The following is a 24,305-nucleotide window of genomic DNA, read 5'->3' as shown; positions in this document are numbered from 1 at the left end:
TGTAAAAATTATTCAACATGCGTGAACACACGTTTTTCTTTACTAGTATCTATGATAAAATAGGTTAGTTAGGATTACAAGATGGGGAGGAAAAACAATGTTCCTCAAAAGATTAGAGGTCATGGGATTTAAATCGTTCGCAGACAAAATGTCGATCGAGTTTGATAAAGGAGTTACAGCGGTTGTAGGACCAAATGGAAGTGGAAAAAGTAATATATCTGATGGAGTAAGATGGGTTCTCGGAGAACAATCAGCAAAATCTTTACGTGGTTCAAAAATGGAAGATATCATTTTTGCAGGAAGTGACACGAGAAAACCATTAAACTTTGCGGAAATCTCACTTGTCTTAGATAATGAAGATCAATACATTCCGATTGATTACACGGAAGTGAGTGTAACAAGGAGAGTATACCGTTCTGGTGATAGTGAATATTTTATTAATAAGCAATCTTGTCGTTTAAAAGATATTGTTGACCTTTTTCTAGATTCTGGATTAGGAAAAGAGGCGTATTCGATTATTGGGCAAGGAAAAGTAGAAGAAATATTGAGCAGTAAAGGAGAAGACCGTCGTGTCATTTTTGAAGAAGCAGCCGGTGTTCTTAAATATAAGACTAGAAAAGTAAAAGCGGAACGCAAGCTCGCAGAAACACAAGAGAATTTATATCGTGTGGAAGACATTATTCACGAGTTAGAAGGCCAAATTGAGCCTTTGCAAATACAAGCGTCAATTGCAAAAGATTATTTAGCTAAAAAAGAAGAATTACAAACGGTCGATGTCGCTTTAATTGTCCATGAAATTACAGAACTTCATCAAGAATGGACAGAAGCTAATTTAGCGATCGAACAATTGGAAGAACAACATAAACAAATGTCAGCAAAGGTGACGGAATCTGAAGAAACCGTTGAATCATTACGAGCTGAAATGAAGCAATTAGATGATGCGATGAGTTACTGGCAAGAGCTGTTATTAACAACAAGTGAAGAGCTAGAAAAAAGTGAAGGTCAAAAAGAAGTATTAAAAGAGCGTAAAAAGAATTTTTCATTAAATAAAGAACAGCTCCTTAAACAATTAGAAGAAGCAAAATCAAAACGTGATAAATATGAGCAACTTCTATCAGTAGAGCAAGAAAAATTACAACAGGTAAAAGAAGCGGTTCACGAACTTCAGGGTACCGTTAACGGAAAACAGGACGCGATGTTGTTAGCGGCAGAAGACCTCGAACAAAAACTAGAACAGTTAAAATCGGATTACATAGAAGTGCTAAATGAACAAGCTTCATTACGAAATGAAATCCGTTATATAGAAGAACAACTGAAACAAACAGATGGAAAAAGTACTCGTTTAGTTGAAAGCAATGAACACCTTATCCAAACTAGGGAATCCATTGTTCTAAAAAAACAAGAATTAGCAAAACAATTAGAAGAAAAACAGCAGTCCTTAAACGAAAAAGTATCCCAGTTTCGAGCTCTACAAGTGAAACTAGAACAACAAAAAAATGATTATCAAAAAAAACAAACGCAATTGTTTGAAGCGTACCAACATATTCAACAAGTTCGGTCACGAAAAGAAGTACTAGAAGAAATGCAATCGGATTTTTCTGGATTTTTCCAAGGTGTAAAAGAAGTACTTAAGGCGAGGGGAAATCAACTTCAAGGTATTGTTGGAGCTGTAGCAGAGCTTGTTACAGTACCGAAAGAATATGAAACAGCAATTGAAATTGCACTTGGAGGAGCAACCCAACATATTGTCGTAGAATCTGAAGCGGCTGCAAGACAAGCAATTGGGTTTTTAAAGAAAAACCGTCTCGGACGTTCGACTTTTTTACCATTGCCAGTCATTAAAGCAAGGTTTGTGCCTAGTCAGCAACTATCAAGTATAAAAGGGCATTCTTCCTTTGTAGGGATTGCTTCAGATTTAGTTCAATTTGAGCAACGATATGAACAAGTTCTCTCGAATTTACTTGGACATGTCCTTGTAGCAAAAGACCTTCAAGGGGCGAATGAAATTGCCAACATTACAGGGTATAAAATGCGTATTGTGACACTTGATGGTGATGTCATTAACCCAGGCGGTTCAATGACAGGAGGGTCTGTGAAAAAAAATACGACGCCATTGCTAGGGAGACAGCGTGAACTTGAAGGACTACAAGAAAAACTAGTGATGATGGAAGAGAAAACAGCTCAAGCTGAAGCGAATGTCAAAAAAATAAAAGACATGGTATCGAACAATGAGCGGCAATTAGAGCAGCTTAGAGAGCAAGGAGAGCAAGCGCGTGAAGTAGAGCAAGTTGTAAAAGCTGAACTGCGTGAAATTGAATTAGAAGAAAAAAGTGTTAATGAACGTCTAACGCTCTTTGACCGTGAACAACATAATTATGAGAATGAAAAAAAGCAAATGCAATCAAAAATGGAAGGATTACGACGAGAGCTTTCAAGCTTATCGACTTCTGCGAAAGTGTTAGAACAAGAAGTGGCTGAAATCGAACAAAAGAAAAAACAACAGCAATCGTCGAAAGAAACATTACAAACCGAAATAACGGATTTGAAAATCCAACTTGCCAAAGAAGAAGAGAGGTTTGTGAACCAAAAAGAAACGGTTGCAAGACTTCAAGAAGAATATAGCCAAATTGCTCAGCAGGCTAGTGAAATTGAAGAACAGTATTGGCTGTTGGAAAATGAGTTTTCTAAAAATACGAGTGGCGAAGAAACGATAGATGAGAAAATCGAGAGAAATCGTCAACAAAAAGAAGAAATGATTGTTAAAATAAGAGAAAGTAAAGAGGCAAGAACAAAGCTAGAAGCCAACATTACAACATTAGAGAAAGCAGGAAAACAAGATAAAAATCGTTTAAAGCTCCTCGTTGATGATTTACATCGTAAAGAAGTGCGAGTGAATCGACTTGATGTCGAGCTGGACAATCGCCTGACAATGCTTCGTGAAGAATATGAAATGAGTTATGATTATGCGAAAGAACATTATCCACTCATGATCGATGTTGAAGATGCAAGAACGAAAGTAAAGTTAATTAAGTTGGCGATTGAAGAATTAGGGACGGTCAATATTGGGGCCATTGAAGAATTTGAACGAGTAAATGAACGCTATCAGTTTTTACAAGAACAGCAACAAGATTTGGTTGAAGCAAAAGAAACGTTATACAATGTCATTAGAGAAATGGATGAGGAAATGACAAAGCGATTTAGCGAATCATTTACCCAAATTCGTTCGCATTTTCAAGTGGTCTTTCAAGAATTATTTGGAGGTGGAGGAGCAGACTTGATTTTAACGGACCCAGACAATCTATTGTTAACGGGAGTTGATATCGTTGCAAGACCACCAGGGAAAAAACTTCAGCATCTTGCTTTGCTTTCAGGGGGAGAACGAGCACTTACTGCCATTGCCTTACTTTTTGCCATTTTAAAAGTACGACCTGTTCCATTTTGTGTGTTAGATGAAGTAGAGGCAGCACTTGATGAAGCCAATGTTAGTCGATTTGCCCGTTATCTAAAAGTGTTTAGTGGTGATACACAGTTTATCGTTATCACACACCGCAAAGGAACAATGGAAGAAGCGGATGTTCTATATGGCGTAACAATGCAAGAATCAGGGGTTTCAAGATTAGTATCGGTTCGTCTTGAGGACACGAAAGAATTAGTGGAAAGTTAATTTTAGGAGGGAATGAACATGAGCTTTTTTAAAAAATTAAAAGAAAAGATTAGTTTGCAAACCGATACAGTAACCGATAAATTTAAAACTGGTCTAGAAAAAACAAGAGATTCGTTTTTAGGAAAAATGAATGAACTGGTCGCTAGATATCGAAGTGTTGATGAAGACTTCTTTGAAGAGCTAGAAGAATTGCTTATTAGTTCTGACGTTGGTGTTTCAACGGTTATGGAATTAATTGATGAATTAAAGGAAGAAGTGAAATTACGAAATATAAAAGATACAAAAGAGATACAGCCGGTCATTTCAGAGAAGCTAGCCGCATTATTAGAAAAAGATGAAGATGATATTTCTATACGGGAAGCAGTAGAAGGGATGACAGTCATTCTTGTAGTTGGAGTAAATGGAGTAGGGAAAACGACATCGATTGGAAAGCTGGCTCACATGTTTAAAGAAGAAGGAAAATCTGTGCTTTTAGCTGCTGGAGATACGTTCAGAGCAGGAGCAATTGAACAACTTGAAGTATGGGGAGAACGTGTCGGCGTTGATGTGATTAAACAGCAAGAGGGAAGTGACCCAGCTGCTGTGATGTTTGATGCTGTGCAAGCCGCAAAGTCTAGAAATGTAGATGTATTGCTTTGTGATACAGCAGGACGCCTGCAAAATAAGGTGAACTTGATGAAAGAGCTTGAGAAAGTGAAACGAGTAATTGAACGAGAAGTGCCTGGTGCTCCACATGAAGTTTTGTTAGTGTTAGATGCAACGACAGGTCAAAATGCAATGACGCAGGCAAAAACATTTGGTGAAGCTACAGATGTTTCTGGTATTGTCTTAACAAAATTAGACGGAACCGCCAAAGGAGGAATTGTCCTTGCGATCCGCCATGAACTTAACATCCCAGTGAAATTTGTAGGCCTTGGTGAACAAATGGATGACTTGCAAAAGTTTGACGCAGAACAGTTTGTTTATGGTTTATTTAAAGATGTACTTGAAGCTGAGGTCGACGAAGAAAGGGCAGAATAACAGAATATCAAGAAAAAAACTTGACACTAAATTTCGTTTCATGTAAGATATTTATTTGTAAAGGGAATTCACTTAACAAGGGGTGTTTCTATGTTAGATAAAACGTTGAGGATGAACTATTTGTTCGATTTTTATCAAGCTCTTCTAACATCGAAGCAACGTCAGTATATGTCTTTATATTATTTGGACGATTATTCGTTAGGTGAAATTGCTGAAGAATTTGAAGTTAGTCGGCAAGCCGTTTATGACAATATCAAGCGGACTGAAGCAATGCTTGAAGAGTATGAAGAGAAACTGGCACTTCTTAAAAAGTTTGAAGAACGGGCACAGTTACTTTCACTTTTAAAAGCAGCGATCTTACATGAAGCGGCTCCTGAAGAGATGATGCGGTTAGTTGAGTCTCTTGAAAAACTGGAATAGGAGGCGAACGGATTGGCATTTGAAGGATTAGCTGAACGACTACAAAATACGATGCAAAAAATTCGCGGCAAAGGGAAAGTCTCTGAAGCGGATGTAAAAGAAATGATGCGTGAAGTCCGTCTTGCACTACTTGAAGCAGACGTTAACTTTAAAGTGGTAAAAGAATTTATTGCGAAAGTGAAAGAGCGGGCCATTGGACAAGAAGTATTAAAAAGTTTAACACCTGGCCAACAAGTTATCAAAGTTGTAAATGAAGAATTAACGGCCTTAATGGGAGGCGAACAAAGCAAAATTGCGGTTGCGCAAAAAGCACCAACCATTATTATGATGGTGGGTCTCCAAGGTGCTGGTAAAACGACGACAACGGCTAAGCTTGCCAATCACTTACGTAAGAAGCACAATCGAAACCCGATGTTAGTTGCGGCAGATATTTATCGCCCAGCTGCCATTAAACAGCTTGAAACGCTTGGAAAGCAATTAAATATGCCGGTGTTTTCATTAGGTGACAAAGAAAGCCCTGTAAAAATTGCCGAAGAAGCGATAAAAAAAGCAAAAGACGACCATCACGATTATGTTATTATCGATACAGCAGGTCGACTCCATATTGACGAGGAGTTAATGGATGAGCTTCAACAAGTTAAGCAACTTGCTAAACCAGATGAAATTTTGCTTGTTGTTGATGCTATGACAGGGCAAGATGCGGTTAATGTAGCGGAAAGCTTTAATGAACAGCTTGATATTACCGGAGTAGTGTTAACAAAGTTAGATGGCGACACACGTGGTGGAGCTGCACTTTCAGTTAAGGCAGTGACGAACACACCGATTAAATTTGCAGGTATGGGCGAAAAAGTCGACCAACTTGAACCATTTCATCCAGAAAGAATGGCATCTCGAATTTTAGGGATGGGTGATGTTCTAACGCTTATCGAAAAAGCTCAAGCGAATGTTGATGAAGAAAAAGCGCGAGAACTTGAAAAGAAAATGCGAACGATGGATTTAACGTTTGATGACTTTCTTGACCAACTAGCACAAGTAAGAAGCATGGGTCCATTAGATGAAATATTAGGTATGATGCCTGGTATGAATAAAATGAAAAACATGAAAAACCTTCAAGTTGATGATAAACAAATTAATCGAGTTGAAGCGATCGTAAGGTCGATGACAAAAGCTGAAAAGCAAGACCCTAGCCTCATCAATGCAAGTAGAAGACGAAGAATTGCAAAAGGGAGCGGAACGACGATTCAAGACGTCAATCGCTTACTTAAACAATTTGAAGACATGAAAAAAATGATGAAGCAGATGACAGGGATGACAAAAGGCAAGAAAAAAGGTAAAGGGAAAGGAAAAATGCCATTTCCTTTCATGTAAATTGGTTATGATTTTTTCCTAGTTAGATGCTAGAGAAAATGATAAATATATAAATTTTTATAAATATTCGGAGGTGTTTAACGAATGGCAGTTAAAATTCGTTTGAAACGTATGGGTTCTAAAAAAGCCCCATTTTATCGTGTAGTAGTAGCAGATTCTCGCGCACCGCGTGATGGTCGATTTATTGAGGAAATTGGAACATATAATCCAATCACACAACCTGCAAAAGTTGAAATTAAAGAAGACCGTGCGCTTGAGTGGTTACAAAAAGGTGCAAAACCATCTGATACAGTTCGCAACCTTTTCTCTAAAGAAGGGTTAATGGAGAAGCATCACAACGCAAAAAACGAAAAGTAATTCATGAAAATGAATAAAGGGTAGGGAATGCAATGAAAGAGTTAATCGAACATATAGCTAGAGCTCTCGTTGACCACCCCCAAGAAGTTTTCGTAAAAGAGATTGAAGATGAGCAAGGCATGATTGTTCAGCTATCTGTCCATGCCGATGATATGGGCAAAGTGATAGGAAAGCAAGGGCGTGTTGCTAAAGCAATACGGTCTGTTCTACACGCAGCAGCGTTAAAAGAAAACAAACGAGTCCGTTTGGATATCGTAGAGTAGAAAGGGAAGGGAAACCTTCTCTTTTTTCTATCTATTCTATCAAAAAGACTATGGACTACCCCTTGTTGCTTTTATAAACCTTATATAAAATATAAGGAAAGCCCAAATCTAATCGAGGTGGACGATGAAATTAATAAGAACTGTTGTTGTAAAGCAAATCTTAACCGAGAAACGAAAAGAACATTTATTGCAAAAGCTTGAAGAAGAAGAAGCTCAGTATGAAAAAGAACTGGAACAATTAACGTTTCAATTACATAAAAATCAAAAAACACTTCAAGGAAATCAAGAACGATCAAGGAAAGTAAGACAAAGCTACAAAGAAGAAATTCGCCAACGTGAAGAAAAAATTCGTTCGGTACAATTTAAACGTCATCAACTACATAAACTACAATTAGGATCAGAACTAAAAGATGGGACAATTCAATCCTTATGTGAAGTAAAAATTGGTGATGTGTGGGACAATATATTAACCCAATCAGAAATTATTATAAAAGATGGAATTATACATGAAATTCGAGAAGGAAGGAACGACGATGACAAATTGGTTTAGAGTAGGAAAAATCGTAAATACACATGGCATTCAAGGAGAGATACGTGTAATCTCAACAACAGATTTTGAAGACGAGCGTTTTGTCGTAGGAAAGACGTTATTTGTTGAACCACCGAATTCAGACAACCTTATTGAAGTGACAATAAAGACTCACCGGAAACATAAAAATTTTCATTTGTTACAATTTGACGAGTATACATCGATTAATCAAGTTGAGCCATTTAAAGGTGGTCTATTAAAAATTTCTGAAACAGAGCTCGGTGTGTTAGAAGATGATGAATATTATTATCATGAAATCATTGGTTGTTCTGTTTTTACAGAAGAGGGTCAAGAGTTAGGCAAGGTGAAAGAAATTTTATCCCCAGGGGCTAATGATGTTTGGGTAATCCAACAAAAGGGGCCCGGAAAAGATATTTTAATTCCTTACATTGATAGTGTTGTGAAAGAAGTAAAGCCGACTGAAAAAAGAATTACGATTCATTTACTTGAGGGGCTAATATAACTGTGAAAATCGATATATTATCATTGTTTCCAGAAATGTTTCAAGGGGTATTTGGAACGTCGATGCTAAAGCATGCCCAGGAAAAAAATGTGGTGCAATACCGTGTTGTTAATTTCCGTGATTATTCGGTAAACAAGCATAAAAAAGTGGATGATTATCCTTATGGTGGTGGAGCAGGCATGGTGTTGACACCACAGCCATTGTTTGACGCTGTTCATGATTTAGCGAATGAGGCTAAGCCGAGAGTGATTTTGATGTGTCCACAAGGAGAAACTTATACACAACAAAAGGCAGAAGAACTGGCAAAAGAAGATCATTTAATTATTATTTGTGGTCATTATGAGGGCTACGATGAACGAATTCGTCAACATCTCGTTACGGATGAAATATCCATAGGCGACTATATTCTAACAGGTGGAGAAATAGGGGCAATGGTTATTGCTGACAGTGTAACGAGACTGTTACCTGGTGTTTTAGGAAATCAACAGTCAGCGATTACAGACTCTTTTTCAACAGGCTTGCTAGAACATCCTCAATATACTAGACCGGCTGACTTTCGAGGAATGAAAGTACCTGATGTCCTGTTATCTGGACATCACGAGCGCATTGAACAATGGCGACAAGAACAATCGAGAAAGCGAACAGAGATGAGACGACCAGATTTATTAAAAAAGCAAAAAAAACAGTAGAAGATAGCGGTAATAGCTTGCTCTTGCACCTATAATATGGTATGATTTTTTTTGTGGCTTAGGCCTGATCAAGATGTTCCGCTGCAGTCATAAAACTGGAATGAGCATCTGTATGGAAGGAGTGGAATAATATGAACAACGTTATCCGTGAAATTACTCAAGAGCAATTACGCACTGATCTTCCTGAATTTCGTCCTGGAGACACTTTACGTATTCACGTAAAAGTTGTTGAGGGGAATCGTGAGCGTATTCAGGTATACGAAGGTGTTGTTATTAAACGCCGTGGTACTGGTGTAAGTGAAACATTCACAGCTCGTAAAATCTCATACGGAGTAGGTGTTGAACGTACATTCCCATTACATTCACCGAAAATCGCTAAGATTGAAGTGAAGCGTCGCGGTAAAGTACGTCGTGCGAAACTTTACTACTTACGTAACCTACGTGGTAAAGCTGCCCGTATTAAAGAAATCCGATAATAAAGAAAAAAGAAGGGGCTTGTTTCACAAGCTCCTTTTTTTAAACGATAAGAAAGTATATAAATTTTGGTCTAGCAGCGAAGCTATGAAAGCTTACTCTAGAAGGATAAATGAAGAAATACATACTGACATAATATATGCCTAGTACGTTTTTACATATGTATACGTTAAAGTGGAGGAGTTTTTCAATGGTCAGGGGAAAAAGTGAAACACTTGAATGGATTAAGGCGCTTATTATTGCGTTGTTACTAGCTGTATTAATACGATTTTTCTTTTTTGCTCCAATTGTGGTTGAAGGTGAGTCAATGATGCCGACTCTTCACCATAGTGACCGCATGATTGTGAATAAAATCGGCTACACTATTAGTGAACCTGACCGTTTTGATATTGTTGTCTTTCACGCAACAGAAGAAAAGGATTATATTAAACGGGTCATTGGTTTGCCAGGCGATACGATTGTTTATGAAGATGATATTTTATATATTAACAATGAACCGTATGATGAACCATACTTAGATGAATTAAAAAATCAACTAGCTGGCGGGAAACTTACGTATGATTTTACTCTTCAAGAAGTTACAAACGAAGTAAGTGTACCAGAAGGATATTTATTTGTAATGGGAGATAACCGGCAGCGTAGTTTAGATAGTCGAGATATTGGACTAATTCCGATTGATGAAATTGTTGGAAAAGCTAATATTGTTTTTTGGCCTTTTTCAGATATACGTATAGTGAGGTAGGTGAAAACAATGACAATTCAATGGTTTCCTGGGCATATGGCGAAAGCAAGAAGGGAAGTAACTGAGAAGTTAAAACTAATTGATGTTGTCATTGAGTTACTTGATGCTAGAGTTCCCCTTGCATCTAGAAATCCAATGATTGATGAAATCGTAGCTCATAAACCAAGATTAGTACTTTTAAATAAAGCAGACTTAGCTGATCCTAATGTCACATCAAAATGGAAAGCTTATTTTGAAGATAAAGGGGCAAAAGTGCTAGCAATTGATAGTCAAACAGGAAAAGGGGTTTCAGGAATATCTAGTGCTTGTCAAAGCCTTGCAGCACCAATGTTAGAAAAGATGAAATCAAGAGGCATGAAGCCGCGTGCTATTCGTGCGATGATATTAGGAATCCCAAACGTTGGAAAAAGTACGCTTATTAACCGACTAGCTGTTAAAAAAATTGCAAAAACGGGTGACCGTCCTGGTATTACAAAACAACAACAATGGATTAAAGTAGGGACGGAACTAGAACTTTTGGATACACCCGGAATTTTATGGCCCAAGTTTGAAGACCAGCTAATTGGTTATCGCCTAGCCGCTACAGGTGCAATTAAAGATGAATTGTTAGACTTCCAAGATATTGCTTTATTTGTTATTACATATTTAAAAGATGAATATCCAACCGTCTTAAAAGACCGCTATAAGTTAGCGGAACTACCAGATGAAGGAATTGAAGTGTTTGATGAGATTGGCAGAAAACGAGGGTGTTTGTTAGGCGGTGGGTATATTGATTACGATAAGGCTGCTGAAATCATATTGCGTGAATTACGCTCTGGTACGTTAGGGCGAATTTCATTAGAAACACCGAATATTACGTCTTCAAATACTTTGTAAACTTGGTTAGCAGTTGGTCCAATTGGCCGATGCTAACCTTTTTTGTAAGCGTAAAATGAAAGTGTTTATTAACGAAAGTGGAGTACAAACCGATATAAGAAAGAGATTGGTGGGGAACAAGTTGGAACAAAAGACGATTAAAGAAATCGAGCAGTTGTTGATGTCTGAGGATGCAGAAGAATGGATGAACGCTCTGAAACATGACCCGCGACAAGGAGTCAAGAAACTACTTGATCGATATGAAAAAAGAAAAGCTCATGAGAACCAATTATTTGAACAGTTTCAAGAAATGTTGCAATATGAGATGAAAGTAAGAGAACAAGGAGTCACATACATAGCTGGGATAGATGAAGTCGGACGAGGACCATTAGCAGGACCAGTCGTTTGTGCAGCGGTAATTTTACCTGAATCGTTTTATTTACCTGGTTTAACTGATTCAAAAAAACTATCGAAACAAAAAAGAGAGTATTTTTTTGAAATGATAGAAAAAGAGGCAATAGCGTGCAGTGTTAGTATGATTCATGCAGATGAAATTGATACATTAAATATTTATGAAGCAACAAAAAAGGCAATGTGCCAAGCCGTTCACTTATTAAAAAAGCAACCCCAACATCTTCTCATTGATGCGATGAAATTGCCGATTCCGATTGAGCAAACATCAATTATTAAAGGAGATCAAAAAAGCATTAGCATTGCAGCGAGCTCCATTATAGCAAAAGTGACAAGAGATAAATATATGGAACAAGTAGCCAAACGTTATCCTCAATATGGTTTTGATAGTCATATGGGTTATGGAACAAAAGAGCATTTAGAAGCGATTGAACGTTACGGCATAATAGAAGAACACCGAAAATCATTTCGTCCAATTAGCGAAATGTAGAAAGCAAAAGGGGGAGTAAGATGTATCCGTCATCCATACAACAATCATCAATAGCAAAAAGTACAACAGTGGCTGTGCGACAAGTGAATCTTACTCCTGGACAAGTTTTTCAAGGGCAAGTTCAAAAATTATTCCCGAATAATGTAGCCGCACTTCGAATCGGGACGATGACCGTTACAGCTCGACTTGAAGCAGCTTTAACAGCGGGTTTATCTTATTGGTTTGAAGTTCAGCCAGATACAGGAATACCAAAATTAAAAGTGTTAGGACAATGGCAAGGAAGAGAAGCAAGTAGTAGCCAACAAACGACTGGACTACAAGCTTCCATTCTTCAACAATTAGGACTTCCAAACACGAAAACGAATGAACAATTAGTACGCCATTTTTCAAATATGCACGTTCCATTTTCAAAGGAAATGCTCCAAGGTGCAAGTCAAATTATTGAAAAGCATGGACTATCAAAAGGGAACTTAGCGCTCATACAACAAATGATCGAACGAAATATCCCACTTAAACTTTCTTTATTTGAGGCGTTTTCTGCTACTCAAACAAAAGAACCTCTTTTGCAGCAAATGACACAATGGCTAAATCAAATAAAGATCGATAGTCCTGAAAAAGGAAAACTTGTGGAAGCGCTGCGTCACTTAACTGAATCGGTGGCTGTGCCAAGCCACACTTCTCCGATTGCTCGTCTTCTTCAATCTTTAAGTGTGGAACAACGTGAAGAAAACCGATTGATTTTAATGAACCTTTTGCAAAAGACCGATGTAGTAAAAGAGCCTGCTCTTTTTTATAATCAATTTAAAGATGCTATTTTAAAAGGTAACAATCAAAAGATTGTGAATGAGCTTTGGCCAGGATTTGCAAATGGTTTAGAACAGTTTCGTTCGACTGAGCCACAAGCTATGTTTCGGTTGTTTATGAGCCAATTGTCAGTCACAAATGATGCGAAATCACATCTACAGGCACAGCAGCTATTATCATTGGTCACGCAAGGAGTAACAGTTGACGGTGTACACCAAAAGTTAAGCCAGTTACTCGCGGAGCCGATTCAAGAAACAGAAAAAAATATAATTGCGTCTTTGCTCGACCGTGACGCTAGAGAAAATATTCGTAATGGATTTTTATCATTGGTAACATCGATTATGAAAACAGTTGGTTTTACCCATGAAAATGAATTACTAAAAATGTTTGAAGCGCAAAGTGGCAAGATACCGTTACAAGGAGAAAGTATGAAATCTTTGCTTCTTCAACTTGTCCAGCTTGAAACAAATCAAACACTGAAACAACAGGCAGAGGCAATGTTATCTCGAATTACAGGCCAACAATTAATTGCCAGCGAGCAAACAGGGCCATTTCATCAACTCGCACTACAAATTCCATTACAATTAGGCAATCATCAAACAGACGTTACGATTCAGTGGGAAGGTAAAAAGACGAAAGATGGCCAAATTGATAAAGAGCATTGTAGAATTTTATTTTATTTACAATTAGAAAAGCTACATGAGACGATCATTGATGTTCAAATACAAAAAAAAATCGTTTCGATTCAAATTTTTAATGAACACCCTAAACCAAAAGCACTTGCTGCTCTACAAGCTGTATTAAAATCAAAGTTAACGAATATTGACTATCAGTTGTCATCTGTCAATTGGGTTACAGTAAAAGAAACTACTGCTTCTCCGATTAAAAACACGTATGGGTCAAAAGTTTCCTATGAAGGGGTTGATGTTCGGATATGAGAAAAGAAACATTGAAAAAACAAGCAATTGCCCTACAATACGATGAAAAGAAAGATCAAGCGCCAAAAGTTGTAGCAAAAGGGAAGGGACTTGTTGCAGACGAAATCATTGCAAAAGCGAAGGAACATCATTTACCCATTCAAGAAGACCCTAATTTAGTAGAGTTGTTATCGAAGTTAGAAATTAACGAAACGATTCCAGTCGAACTGTATGAAGTAGTTGCAGAAGTATTTGCATTTGTATATCAAATTGATAAACAACATTCATAAAACATATACTAAAGAATGTACAAAAAGGAATAACCAACCTTTGGTATATTCTTTTTTTTTATACTCACGAACAAAATTAGAAAGTTGGGTAAACTAACCGATAATGGTAAGTTTGAAAGGAGTGTTCTTGTGAAAAAGAATCTTCTTGTCATTCCAGAAGTAGAGGCATTTTTGGAAAAATATAAAGAAGAAATCGCTCATGAATTTGGGATATTCCGTTCTATACATGAAACGGAAGCCACAGTGGACATGGCCAAAAGACTATTGACCAAAAAAGGAACGAAAGAACAAACAAAAAAGAAAGAAAAAGGAGATGAGGCGAAGTGAAAGAAAAAAGAGAGTTTGATCCGAACCCAAAAACACCATTAGATGATTGGGACGAAACGATCGATCCTGCTATTATGTCAGGTGATCATTGGGTGGAAGAAGAAAATAAACCATTAGCCCACTCTGGTCTACGTGTTGAGTCGGAGGATTGTGAAGTTGTTGAAGAGAAAATGACTCCACCAAGGTCGATGTTTCAGCATCCGAGTATAAATGTTTCTTATGGAAATGATTCGTTTACTGGCACAGCTCCTGATCTTGAAAATGTGAAAAGAAAAAAAGAAAAATAGAGAGCATAATGAAAAGGATTAGGACACAAAAGCGAACGAAAATAAGCTTTTGTGTCCCCATCGTAAATATTTTTCATTTTCCTCTCCCAAAACGTTCAAAAAATTGTTACAATAGTAGAGGAGTTTGCCAAAACATACTATTTTTTAATGAATGGCATGCATTCATCATGCAAACATTATTTGCATGCAATTGATAGGAGGATGGAGAGAATGAATATCCACGAGTATCAAGGCAAGCAGCTCCTAAGACAATACGGGGTTGCCGTACCAAATGGTAAAGTTGCTTTTTCAGTAGAAGAAGCGGTTGAAGCAGCAAAAGAACTAGGCACTCAAGTGAGTGTTGTAAAAGCTCAAATTCATGCTGGTGGACGTGGAAAAGCTGGCGGAGTTAAAGTAGCAAAGAACTTAGATGAGGTTCGTACATATGCTGAAGAGATACTAGGTAAAACTTTAGTAACTCATCAAACAGGACCAGAAGGAAAAGAAGTAAAGCGCTTACTGATTGAAGAAGGATGCGATATCAAAAAAGAGTACTACATTGGGCTCGTTCTTGACCGTGCCACTTCAAGAGTTGTGTTAATGGGTTCTGAAGAGGGTGGAACTGAAATTGAAGAAGTTGCTGAGGCGACACCTGAAAAGATCTTTAAAGAAGTAATTGACCCAGCTGTTGGATTACAAGGATTTCAAGCTCGTCGTTTAGCCTTTAATATTAACATTCCTAAAGAACTTGTTGGCCAAGCAGTAAAGTTTATGCTCGGTTTATACAGAGTGTTCGTAGAAAAAGATTGTTCGATTGCTGAAATTAATCCACTAGTTACAACTGGCGATGGTAAAGTTATGGCACTCGATGCAAAGTTAAACTTTGATTCGAATGCATTGTACCGTCAAAAAGATATTCTTGAATACCGTGACCTTGACGAAGAAGATGTAAAAGAAATTGAAGCATCTAAATATGACTTAAGTTACATTTCACTTGATGGAAACATCGGATGTATGGTTAATGGTGCAGGTCTTGCAATGGCAACTATGGATATCATTAAACATTACAATGGTGATCCGGCTAACTTCCTTGATGTTGGGGGCGGTGCTACAGCTGAGAAAGTAACAGAAGCCTTTAAGATTATTTTATCCGATGAAAACGTTAAAGGAATTTTTGTTAATATTTTCGGTGGAATTATGAAGTGTGATGTTATTGCTGAAGGTGTTATTGAAGCAACAAAACAAGTTGGTTTAGAAATTCCACTTGTTGTTCGCTTAGAAGGAACAAATGTTGACTTAGGTAAAAAGATTCTTAATGAATCTGGATTAAACATCACTTCAGCTGATTCAATGGCTGACGGTGCACAAAAAATAGTTTCACTAGTGAAATAGAAAGGCGGGACGTGGAGAATGAGTATCCTGATTAATAAAGATACAAAAGTAATTGTACAAGGGATAACAGGTGCAACAGGTTTATTCCATACAAAACAAGCAGTTGAATATGGAACACAAATCGTTGGTGGTGTCACTCCTGGTAAAGGAGGAACGGAAATTGAAGGAATTCCTGTTTTTGATACAGTTCAACAAGCTGTAGAAGCTACAGGTGCGACAGCTTCCGTTATTTATGTTCCACCAGCATTTGCAGCAGATGCGATTATGGAAGCAACTGATGCTGAACTTGATTTAGTGATTTGTATTACTGAAGGAATCCCAGTTCTTGATATGACAAATGTTAAACGTTATATGGAAGGGAAAAAGACTCGTCTTGTAGGACCAAACTGCCCGGGTGTAATCACGCCAGAAGAATGTAAAATTGGAATTATGCCTGGTTACATTCATAAAAAAGGTCATGTCGGTGTTGTTTCTCGTTCAGGAACATTAACATATGAAGCTGTTCATCAGCTTTCTACAGAAGGAATTGGCCAATCTACTGCTGTTGGAATTGGTGGAGACCCTGTAAACGGAACAAATTTTATCGATGTGCTACAACTCTTTAACGAAGACCCTGATACATATGCGGTCATTATGATCGGTGAAATTGGGGGAACTGCGGAAGAAGAAGCAGCAGAATGGATTAAAGCAAACATGAAAAAACCTGTAGTAGGATTCATTGGTGGTCAAACAGCACCTCCAGGGAAACGTATGGGTCATGCTGGAGCTATTATTTCAGGTGGTAAAGGTACAGCAGCAGAAAAGATTAAAACGCTTGAAAGTTGCGGTGTGAAAGTTGCACCAACACCATCGGTTATGGGAGAAACGTTAATTTCCGTACTTAAAGAACAAAACCTTCTTGAGAAATGTATTACTCATAAATAAAAAGCAAAAAGCTCCCCGAGGAAGGGAGCTTTTTGTTTTTTTACAATAAAAACAAAGGATATGGTTCTAATATCATAGTTTTTTAGGAGTGGATTAGATGGAAGCGTTTCGAGAACGGTTACTACATCTTCATCATTGTCGTGGAGTTGGATGGAAAACAATTCAGAAAATCTTATCAGTTGATGCAAAGTTAGAGAAGCTATATCAATTATCTGAACAAGAGTTAATCTCCCATTATTCCCTTCAAAAAAAGTATGTTTCTCTCCTTTATCAAGATTTACACACGATTTCAATGCCCCTACTTATACAAGAATACAGAGAAAAACAAATCATTCCCATTACTTTTTTCGAAAACGAATATCCCCCGACGTTAAGGCAACTTTTCGATCCGCCTTGGGTACTCTATTGTAAAGGGAATATAGCATTATTACATTACCCGAAAGCACTAGCAGTTGTAGGCACGCGAGAACCTACAAAAGGGGGGCAGCGTAGTTTAGAAAAAATTGTCCGCCCAATTGTAGAAGATCGATGGTTAATTGTGAGTGGGCTTGCTAAAGGAATTGATACAATGGCACATCGGTTAACAATGAATTATGGTGGAAAGACAATTGCGATTCTTGGTTCGGGGTTTGACTATATATACCCATCAGTCAATGAACGTTTAGCAGATGAAATTGGAAGATATCATCTCCTACTTTCTGAGTATCCAGCAAAAACAAAGCCAAATAAGTGGCAATTTCCTGAACGTAATCGATTAATTAGTGGCTTAAGTAAAGGAACAGTAGTAGTGGAAGCGAAAGAACGGAGTGGTGCCTTAATTACTGCCGATCAAGCGCTAGAACAAGGAAAAGATGTATTTGCGGTACCAGGACCCATTTACGAACAAATGTCTTTAGGACCAAATCGTCTCATCCAGCAAGGGGCAAAATTAATTGTAGAGGCAAAAGACATTTTAGAAGAATATGAAAATGAAAGTTGGGAAAACTGATAGTTATTTAAGAAGTTCAGTGAGAATATTTTTCACAATAGTGTTAAATAATGTTATCATTATATGATAAATAGTCTTCGTTGCACTTGATTTATTAAAAGTAATATTTGACAAATCATAAACTTGTGTTTAATAATAGGGAAGATTTTAATATATCCTTCGAAGGGGGAGGAGCTCGTTATGGCAGATTACTTAGTAATCGTTGAATCTCCCGCTAAAGCAAAGACAATTGGTAAATACTTAGGGAAGAAATATATCGTTAAGGCATCAATGGGACATGTTAGAGATTTGCCGAAAAGTCAAATGGGAGTAGACGTTGAAAGAAGTTTTGACCCGAAATATATTACGATTCGTGGTAAGGGACCAGTTTTAAAAGAATTAAAAAGTGCAGCCAAAAAAGTGAAACGTATTTATTTAGCAGCTGACCCGGATCGTGAAGGAGAAGCAATTGCTTGGCATCTAGCTCATAGTTTAAATATTGATGAACAATCAGACTGTAGGGTTGTCTTTAATGAAATCACAAAACAAGCAATTAAAGATGCTTTTAAAACACCACGTCCAATTAATATGGATTTAGTGGATGCTCAACAAGCACGTCGTGTGTTAGATAGGCTTGTCGGTTACAATATTAGTCCTATATTATGGAAGAAAGTGAAAAAAGGATTAAGTGCGGGTCGTGTCCAATCGGTAGCAGTTAAAATGATAATTGACCGTGAAAAAGAAATTCAAGCTTTTGTTCCAGAGGAATATTGGACCATTCAAGGTTTATTTAAAATGAACAATGAACAGTTTGAGGCTAAGTTTTACGGGGTGGACAATAAAAAAGTTGAGCTTAAGTCTGAGAATGATGTTAAGGAAATTCTCGGTCGACTAAAAGGAGATTCGTTTTCCATTACTTCCGTAAAGAAAAAGGAACGGAAACGAAATCCGGTTGCGCCATTTACGACATCTTCACTGCAACAGGAAGCAGCGAGAAAATTAAATTTCCGTGCAAAAAAGACGATGATGTTGGCACAACAATTATATGAAGGAATTGACATTGGTAAAGAAGGAACTGTTGGGTTAATTACGTATATGCGTACTGATTCAACTCGAATTTCGGATACTGCGAAAGAAGAAACAAAACAGTATATCGAAGAACAATACGGACAAGAGTATACTCGCAAAGGTGAGCGCACAACGAAAAACTCAGATAAAAAAACACAAGATGCTCATGAGGCAATCCGTCCGACTTCTGTATTATATGACCCGAAAACAGTCAAGTCATTTTTATCTAGAGATCAGTTTCGTTTATATAAGCTCATATGGGAACGCTTAGTTGCTAGTGAAATGGCACCAGCGATTATGGATACGATGACAGTGGACTTAAACAATGAAGGAGTACTATTTCGTGCAACGGGCTCAAAAGTTAAATTTCCTGGTTTTATGAAAGTGTATATTGAAGGAAATGATGATGGGAAAAAGGAAGAAGATAAATTACTTCCTGACTTAGAGGAAGGCGCATCAGTCAAGAAAGAGGAAATAACTCCAAACCAACATTTCACTCAGCCACCACCACGCTATTCAGAGGCAAGATTGGTAAAGACAATGGAGGAGCTAGGAATTGGTCGACCATCGACCTTTGCGCCAACACTTGATACGATTCAACGTCGTGGGTATGTTGCTTTAGATGATAAGCGATTTATTCCGACAGAATTAGGAGAAATTGTAATCGAGCTCATTTCTGAGTTTTTCCCGGAAATTCTAGATGTAGAATTTACAGCGAAAATGGAAAACGATCTTGATTCAGTTGAAGAAGGCGAAAAAAATTGGATTCAAATCATCGATCATTTTTACCATGAATTTGAAAAGCAAGTAAAGCATGCTGAAGAAGAAATGGAAGAAGTCGAAATTAAAGATGAGCCAGCTGGGGAATCATGTGAAAAATGTGGACATGATATGGTTTATAAAATGGGGCGTTACGGTAAGTTTATGGCATGTTCTAATTTTCCGGATTGTCGCAATACAAAAGCGATTGTAAAAGATATTGGGGTAAGTTGTCCAACTTGTAAAGAAGGAAAAATTGTGGAACGAAAAAGCAAAAAACGCCGCACATTTTATGGTTGTGATCAATATCCTGGGTGTGAATTTGTTTCATGGGATAAGCCGATTGCAAGGACATGTCCAAAATGTGAAAATATGCTTGTAGAGAAAAAGTCGAAAAAAGGGACACAAGTCGAGTGTGTGTCTTGTGATTATAAAGAAGAGCGATTATAGGATGAGAATAGACTCATCCTTTTACGAAGAAAAGGAGTTTCAACATGAGTGGAATTAATGTAATAGGAGCGGGATTAGCTGGAAGTGAAGCGGCTTGGCAAATAGCCAAGCAAGGCGTTCCAGTTACACTATTTGAAATGAGACCAGTTCGGCAAACTCCGGCACATCATACAGATAAATTTGCTGAACTAGTATGCAGTAACTCATTACGAGCGAATACATTAACAAATGCTGTCGGTGTATTAAAAGAAGAAATGAGATTGCTTGATTCTGTCATTATTAAAGCAGCAGATGATTGTTCTGTTCCTGCAGGTGGTGCGTTAGCAGTTGACCGTCATGAATTTGCCAATGCAGTGACAGAACGAGTTCGAAACCATCCGAATGTAACGGTAGTAACAGAAGAAATTGAAAAAATCCCTGAAGGTCCTACGGTCATTGCAACAGGACCATTAACCTCACCTGCATTATCGGAACAATTACAACATTTAACTGGAGAAGAATATTTATATTTTTATGACGCAGCAGCACCAATTATTGAAACCGATAGCATTGATATGGAAAAAGTATATTTAAAATCAAGGTATGACAAAGGGGAAGCCGCATATTTAAATTGCCCGATGACAGAGGAAGAGTTTGACCGATTTTATGAGGCACTCATTGCTGCTGAATCTGTCCCGTTAAAAGAGTTTGAAAAAGAAATTTTCTTTGAAGGGTGTATGCCTGTAGAAGTGATGGCAAAGCGTGGCAAAAAAACATTGTTGTTTGGTCCAATGAAACCAGTCGGTCTTGAGGACCCGAAAACAGGCAAACGTCCATTTGCTGTTGTTCAGCTAAGACAAGATAACCAATCTGGAACCCTTTACAATATTGTTGGATTCCAAACCCATATTAAATGGGGGCCCCAAAAAGAAATTATTCAATTAATCCCTGGTTTAGAAAATGCGGAGATTGTAAGGTATGGAGTAATGCATCGAAACACTTTTATTAATTCTCCTAATTTACTTGAGCCAACATATCAATATCGGCAACGAGAAGATTTATTTTTTGCTGGTCAAATTACCGGTGTCGAAGGTTATGTTGAATCAGCTGCAGCTGGGTTAATTGCAGGAATGAATGCAGCAAGATTGGTTCAAAATAAAGACGTGCTTACCTTCCCACAAGAGACTGTTTTAGGAAGTATGTCTAACTATATTACAACGGCTAACCCAAAGAACTTTCAGCCAATGAATGCGAATTTCGGTTTATTGCCTCCGTTAGAAAAGCGTATTAAAAACAAGCAAGAACGTAATGAACAGTTAGCTAATCGTGCGTTGACAACAATTCAGAATTTTATGAAAAAAATGTAAACTTTATTGAAAAGAGCTACTAAATTATGATAAAATTTAGTAGCTCTTGTGAGGTGGACTAAAAATATGGACAAAAAAATGGAACATGAAAAAACATTATTTTTTCAATATTTACAAATTGAAAAAAATAGTTCAGTTCATACATTTACAAATTATGAACTAGATATTACCCACTTCATATCGTTTATGAAGCAGCATAAGATTGATGACTTTGCTGCTGTTTCTTATGTTTTTGTAAGGTTATATTTAACTGAGTTATATCGTCAAGGTTATGCACGCTCGACTGTAGCGAGGAAAATTTCTTGCTTGCGAAGTTTTTATCGTTTTCTTCTTCGAGAAACATTCGTAACAGAAAACCCTTTTGCCTTTGCTCATTTGCCAAAAAAAGAATTGAAATTGCCGACGTTTTTGTATGAGCAAGAAATGGACACATTATTTTCATCCTTTAAACAAGACGAACCTCTTGATCAAAGAGACAAAGCAATTCTAGAACTGCTTTATGCAACGGGTATACGTGTGAGTGAGTGTTGCAATTTAACTATAAATAATATTGACTTTACATTTGGGACAATTCTTGTATTTGGAAAGGGTCGGAAAGAACGATATGTTCCAGTTGGGAGCTTTGCTTTAGATGCAATTGAAACCTATGTCAATGATGGTCGTATACAATTAATGAAGAAAAGTTCAAAGCCTACATCTCAATTGTTTGTAAATTTTCGAGGTGGCCCGTTAAGTGACCGAAGTGTTCGTACGATATTAAACAAACGATTAGGTCAAGCAGCTCTTACTGTACATAGTACACCTCATATGATACGTCATACATTTGCCACTCACTTATTAAATCAAGGTGCTGATTTACGAGTCGTGCAAGAATTGTTAGGTCATGAGCATCTTTCTTCAACCCAAATCTACACACATGTAACTAAAGACCGTTTAAAAGAAGTATACAATAAGCACCATCCAAGAGCATAAGGTCAATTATAGGTACGATAAGGAGGATTAATATGACAACACATTCTTTTCATGCGACAACAATTTTTGCGATTCAACATAACGGAAAATGTGCGATGACAGGCGACGGCCAAGTTACATTTGGTAATGCTGTTGTGATGAAACATACAGCCCGTAAAGTACGTAAGATATATCAGGGGAAAGTATTGGCGGGTTTTGCTGGTTCTGTTGCGGATGCTTTTACTTTATTTGAAAAATTCGAAGGTCGACTAGAAGAGTTTAACGGGAACCTGCAAAGAGCGGCTGTAGAATTAGCGAAAGAATGGCGGAATGATAAAGTGTTACGACGTCTTGAAGCAATGTTAATCGTAATGAATGAGGAGCATTTATTGCTTGTATCAGGGACAGGTGAAGTGATTGAGCCTGATGATGGTATTTTAGCAATAGGTTCAGGTGGAAATTATGCTTTATCTGCTGGTCGAGCATTAAAAAAACATGCACCAAACTTATCTGCAAAAGAAATTGCTGTAGCAGCGCTTGAAACAGCAGGTGAAATTTGTGTGTATACAAATGACCAAATCGTTATTGAAGAATTGTAATTCAAACTGACGTAATGGAGGCGATGAAAATGGAAAGCCAATTAACACCTAGACAAATTGTTGAGCGACTTGATCAATACATAGTAGGGCAAGATGCAGCAAAACGTTCGGTTGCAATTGCATTAAGAAATCGATATCGTCGTGGGAAATTAGAAGAAAAATTACGAGATGAAGTAACGCCGAAAAATATTTTAATGATTGGACCAACAGGCGTCGGGAAAACTGAAATTGCCAGAAGGTTAGCAAAACTAGTTGGGGCTCCATTTAGCAAAGTGGAAGCGACAAAATTCACAGAAGTTGGTTATGTAGGTCGAGATGTAGAGTCAATGGTTCGTGATTTAGTTGAAACATCTATACGCTTAGTGAAAGAAGAAAAGATGGTTAGTGTAAAAGACAAAGCAGAGGAAAATGCGAATCGCAGAATCGTTGACTTGCTTGTACCGACCGCTAAGAAACAAACACAATATAAAAATCCATTAGAAATGTTATTTGGAAATCAAGGACAACAGGAAGAACCACAACCCGAAACAGAGCAAACTGATGCGAATCAACGCAAAAAGCAAATGGCTCATCAGTTAGCATTAGGAGAGCTCGAGGATTGGATGGTGACGATTGAAGTAGAAGAACAATCGCAAAACTTCCTTGATATGTTTCAAGGAGCTGGAATGGAACAAATGGGCATCAATATGCAAGATATGTTAGGTGGAATGATGCCGAAGCGAAAGAAGAAACGTAAGTTAACTGTTGCTGAAGCTAGAAAAGTATTAACGGATGAAGAAGCACAAAAACTCATTGATATGGATGAAGTCACACAGGATGCTGTAAACCGTGCAGAACAATTAGGAATTATTTTTATTGATGAAATTGATAAAGTGGCAGGAAAAAATCAAAATTCTGCCGATGTATCTAGAGAAGGGGTACAACGAGATATTCTTCCAATTGTCGAAGGTTCAACGGTTGTTACGAAATATGGGCCAGTTCGTACGGATCACATTTTATTTATTGCTGCTGGAGCGTTTCATATGGCAAAACCGTCAGATTTAATTCCGGAATTGCAAGGGCGTTTCCCGATTCGAGTGGAGTTATCAAATCTAACAGTTGATGACTTTAAACGAATCTTAATTGAACCGAATAATGCATTAATAAAGCAATATACAGCTCTATTAGAAACAGAAGGTATAAAAGTAGAATTTTCTGACGATGCTATTCATAAGATTGCGACAATTGCAACGGATGTAAATCAAGATACAGAAAACATAGGCGCACGACGGCTTCATACGTTATTAGAAAAGCTGTTGGAGGATTTATCTTTCGAAGCACCTGATATTAACTTAGCAGAAATTAAAATTACACCACAGTATGTAGAAGAAAAATTAGCATCGATTGCTAAAAACAGAGATTTAAGCCAGTATATTTTGTAGGATGAAACTAGGAGGAAAA

The 24,305-nt window shown here is 37.5% G+C and carries 25 protein-coding genes; all 25 read left to right on the top strand.

Annotated features, from left to right (window positions below; all coding sequences use genetic code 11):
* The first annotated feature begins 97 nt into the window (after nucleotides 1–97).
* Entirely contained in the window at nucleotides 98–3,664 is a 3,567-nt protein-coding gene (smc, locus tag T323_RS0116830; RefSeq protein WP_026674313.1) for a chromosome segregation protein SMC, read from the top strand.
* An 18-nt stretch (nucleotides 3,665–3,682) separates the two neighbouring features.
* On the top strand, nucleotides 3,683–4,684 hold the full coding sequence (gene ftsY, locus T323_RS0116825) for a signal recognition particle-docking protein FtsY (RefSeq protein ID WP_026674312.1): 1,002 nt from the start codon (nucleotides 3,683–3,685) through the stop codon (nucleotides 4,682–4,684).
* A 90-nt stretch (nucleotides 4,685–4,774) separates the two neighbouring features.
* A complete protein-coding gene (locus T323_RS0116820) occupies nucleotides 4,775–5,104 on the top strand; it encodes a putative DNA-binding protein (protein ID WP_026674311.1) in 330 nt (109 codons plus the stop codon).
* Nucleotides 5,105–5,116: 12 nt separating this feature from the next.
* Nucleotides 5,117–6,472, top strand: a complete 1,356-nt coding sequence (ffh, locus tag T323_RS0116815; protein WP_026674310.1) for a signal recognition particle protein — start codon at nucleotides 5,117–5,119, stop codon at nucleotides 6,470–6,472.
* Between the two features lie 84 nt (nucleotides 6,473–6,556).
* Nucleotides 6,557–6,829, top strand: coding sequence for a 30S ribosomal protein S16 (gene rpsP / locus T323_RS0116810; RefSeq protein ID WP_026674309.1), 273 nt, complete (start codon nucleotides 6,557–6,559; stop codon nucleotides 6,827–6,829).
* Nucleotides 6,830–6,861: 32 nt separating this feature from the next.
* Nucleotides 6,862–7,092 carry a KH domain-containing protein gene (locus T323_RS0116805; protein ID WP_026674308.1) on the top strand — a complete coding sequence of 77 codons (231 nt, stop codon included), beginning with the start codon at nucleotides 6,862–6,864 and terminating at the stop codon, nucleotides 7,090–7,092.
* 124 nt (nucleotides 7,093–7,216) lie between these two features.
* On the top strand, nucleotides 7,217–7,642 hold the full coding sequence (locus T323_RS0116800; protein WP_026674307.1) for a YlqD family protein: 426 nt from the start codon (nucleotides 7,217–7,219) through the stop codon (nucleotides 7,640–7,642).
* Complete coding sequence (gene rimM / locus T323_RS0116795) at nucleotides 7,626–8,144, top strand: ribosome maturation factor RimM (protein ID WP_026674306.1); 519 nt, start codon at nucleotides 7,626–7,628, stop codon at nucleotides 8,142–8,144. The genes T323_RS0116800 and rimM overlap by 17 nt, the downstream gene beginning before the upstream one ends.
* 2 nt (nucleotides 8,145–8,146) lie before the next feature.
* Entirely contained in the window at nucleotides 8,147–8,833 is a 687-nt protein-coding gene (gene trmD, locus T323_RS0116790) for a tRNA (guanosine(37)-N1)-methyltransferase TrmD (RefSeq protein ID WP_026674305.1), read from the top strand.
* Nucleotides 8,834–8,964: 131 nt separating this feature from the next.
* Nucleotides 8,965–9,309, top strand: a complete 345-nt coding sequence (rplS, locus tag T323_RS0116785; protein ID WP_026674304.1) for a 50S ribosomal protein L19 — start codon at nucleotides 8,965–8,967, stop codon at nucleotides 9,307–9,309.
* Between the two features lie 188 nt (nucleotides 9,310–9,497).
* On the top strand, nucleotides 9,498–10,049 hold the full coding sequence (lepB, locus tag T323_RS0116780) for a signal peptidase I (protein ID WP_026674303.1): 552 nt from the start codon (nucleotides 9,498–9,500) through the stop codon (nucleotides 10,047–10,049).
* A gap of 9 nt (nucleotides 10,050–10,058) precedes the next feature.
* Nucleotides 10,059–10,925 (top strand): ribosome biogenesis GTPase YlqF, encoded by an 867-nt coding sequence (gene ylqF, locus T323_RS0116775; RefSeq protein ID WP_026674302.1) that lies wholly within the window; start codon nucleotides 10,059–10,061, stop codon nucleotides 10,923–10,925.
* Nucleotides 10,926–11,046: 121 nt separating this feature from the next.
* The gene (rnhB, locus tag T323_RS0116770) at nucleotides 11,047–11,805 is read left to right on the top strand and encodes a ribonuclease HII (RefSeq protein ID WP_026674301.1); all 759 of its coding nucleotides are present in this window, start codon (nucleotides 11,047–11,049) and stop codon (nucleotides 11,803–11,805) included.
* A gap of 20 nt (nucleotides 11,806–11,825) precedes the next feature.
* Entirely contained in the window at nucleotides 11,826–13,547 is a 1,722-nt protein-coding gene (locus T323_RS0116765; RefSeq protein ID WP_026674300.1) for a hypothetical protein, read from the top strand.
* On the top strand, nucleotides 13,544–13,816 hold the full coding sequence (locus tag T323_RS0116760; RefSeq protein ID WP_026674299.1) for an EscU/YscU/HrcU family type III secretion system export apparatus switch protein: 273 nt from the start codon (nucleotides 13,544–13,546) through the stop codon (nucleotides 13,814–13,816). Before T323_RS0116765 ends, T323_RS0116760 begins: the two co-directional genes overlap by 4 nt.
* A 129-nt stretch (nucleotides 13,817–13,945) precedes the next feature.
* Nucleotides 13,946–14,143 (top strand): alpha/beta-type small acid-soluble spore protein, encoded by a 198-nt coding sequence (locus T323_RS0116755; RefSeq protein ID WP_026674298.1) that lies wholly within the window; start codon nucleotides 13,946–13,948, stop codon nucleotides 14,141–14,143.
* Nucleotides 14,140–14,430, top strand: a complete 291-nt coding sequence (locus T323_RS27000; RefSeq protein WP_051556581.1) for a DUF3905 domain-containing protein — start codon at nucleotides 14,140–14,142, stop codon at nucleotides 14,428–14,430. The genes T323_RS0116755 and T323_RS27000 overlap by 4 nt, the downstream gene beginning before the upstream one ends.
* 210 nt (nucleotides 14,431–14,640) lie before the next feature.
* Nucleotides 14,641–15,801, top strand: a complete 1,161-nt coding sequence (gene sucC / locus T323_RS0116745; RefSeq protein WP_026674297.1) for an ADP-forming succinate--CoA ligase subunit beta — start codon at nucleotides 14,641–14,643, stop codon at nucleotides 15,799–15,801.
* An 18-nt stretch (nucleotides 15,802–15,819) separates the two neighbouring features.
* Nucleotides 15,820–16,725: a succinate--CoA ligase subunit alpha gene (gene sucD / locus T323_RS0116740; RefSeq protein WP_026674296.1), complete on the top strand. Its 906-nt coding sequence runs from the start codon at nucleotides 15,820–15,822 to the stop codon at nucleotides 16,723–16,725.
* Between the two features lie 97 nt (nucleotides 16,726–16,822).
* Entirely contained in the window at nucleotides 16,823–17,713 is an 891-nt protein-coding gene (dprA, locus tag T323_RS0116735) for a DNA-processing protein DprA (protein ID WP_026674295.1), read from the top strand.
* Between the two features lie 180 nt (nucleotides 17,714–17,893).
* Entirely contained in the window at nucleotides 17,894–19,969 is a 2,076-nt protein-coding gene (gene topA, locus T323_RS0116730; protein ID WP_026674294.1) for a type I DNA topoisomerase, read from the top strand.
* Nucleotides 19,970–20,013: 44 nt separating this feature from the next.
* A complete protein-coding gene (gene trmFO / locus T323_RS0116725; protein ID WP_026674293.1) occupies nucleotides 20,014–21,315 on the top strand; it encodes an FADH(2)-oxidizing methylenetetrahydrofolate--tRNA-(uracil(54)-C(5))-methyltransferase TrmFO in 1,302 nt (433 codons plus the stop codon).
* Between the two features lie 66 nt (nucleotides 21,316–21,381).
* Nucleotides 21,382–22,287 (top strand): tyrosine recombinase XerC, encoded by a 906-nt coding sequence (xerC, locus tag T323_RS0116720; RefSeq protein ID WP_026674292.1) that lies wholly within the window; start codon nucleotides 21,382–21,384, stop codon nucleotides 22,285–22,287.
* A gap of 32 nt (nucleotides 22,288–22,319) precedes the next feature.
* Entirely contained in the window at nucleotides 22,320–22,865 is a 546-nt protein-coding gene (hslV, locus tag T323_RS0116715; protein WP_035179077.1) for an ATP-dependent protease subunit HslV, read from the top strand.
* 29 nt (nucleotides 22,866–22,894) lie between these two features.
* On the top strand, nucleotides 22,895–24,286 hold the full coding sequence (hslU, locus tag T323_RS0116710) for an ATP-dependent protease ATPase subunit HslU (RefSeq protein ID WP_026674290.1): 1,392 nt from the start codon (nucleotides 22,895–22,897) through the stop codon (nucleotides 24,284–24,286).
* The last annotated feature ends 19 nt before the right edge of the window (nucleotides 24,287–24,305 follow it).

Source organism: Alkalihalobacillus bogoriensis ATCC BAA-922 (assembly GCF_000621445.1).
In the GTDB taxonomy this organism is placed as follows: Bacteria; Bacillota; Bacilli; order Bacillales; family Bacillaceae_F; genus Bacillus_AO; species Bacillus_AO bogoriense.
Note: the sequence above shows the minus strand (reverse complement) of the source record. Positions and strands in the feature narration are given on the sequence as shown.